Below are 821 nucleotides of genomic sequence, written 5' to 3' on the forward strand. Positions count from 1 at the left end.
ATGCCGCCGATGCTCGGCTACAACCTCGCGCGCTTCAACGCCTTCATCGCGGAGGAGCGGGTCTTCTGGCCGCCCATCGTGCGGGCTTCCGGCGCCCGCACGGAATAGTTCAATCGAGCGCGGCCATCAGCTCGGAGACGCGGCCCAGCTCGCCGAAAGCAGCGAGATGGGCGAGCGCGACCTCCGTCGCTTCCGGCGTCAGTATGCCGGAGGCGCAATCGCGGAATTTTTCCGCGAGCTCGGCGTCGCTGAGCGGCATCTTCGGATGGCCGCGAGGGTCGAGCACGGCGGCGCGGCGCTCGCTGCCGTCGCGCAGCGTGACGATGACGGTCCCGCGCTCGAAGCTTTCGGTGATGGGCCGGTCGGCGGTCAGCTCGGGGTCCACCACCATCTCCACACAGCCGATGATGTGGGCCAGCTCGGGCCGGGCGAGCGCATCGGGCGCGAAGCTGCCCTTGGTCAGCGTGCCCTCCGCCATCGCCGCGGCCATGCAGTAGGGCAGGCTGAAGCGCGCCTCGTTGGCATCCTTCGGCACGCGGTAGCGCAGATTGGCGGCCGCGACCTCGGATACTTCGGCACGGATGGCGGTGACGTCCTCCGCGCGCAGGCCGAGCGAGAGCAGCGCCTCCACCGGCCGGTGCGTCGAGGCGCAGCAAGGATAGAATTTCTGCCAGGCGCCGTACTGGGCCATGGCGTCGGGCGCGCCGATGTTCCGGATCGCCGCGTCGAGGCCGAAGACCTTCTCGCCGGCCATCAGCTCGATATAGCCCCAGCGCCCCTGCAGCGGTTCCTCGATGCCGGTCACGCCGGAGGATGCGAGC

At 69.8% G+C, this 821-nt stretch carries 1 protein-coding gene; it reads right to left on the reverse strand.

Annotation, left to right across the window (positions count from 1 at the left end; all coding sequences use genetic code 11):
* Nucleotides 1-109 precede the first annotated feature (109 nt).
* A partial coding sequence (locus AC1DWF_RS33440) for an MmgE/PrpD family protein (protein ID WP_476842797.1) occupies nt 110-821 on the reverse strand: 712 nt, incomplete at its 5' end.

This window comes from Aminobacter sp. P4_D5 (assembly GCF_056401815.1).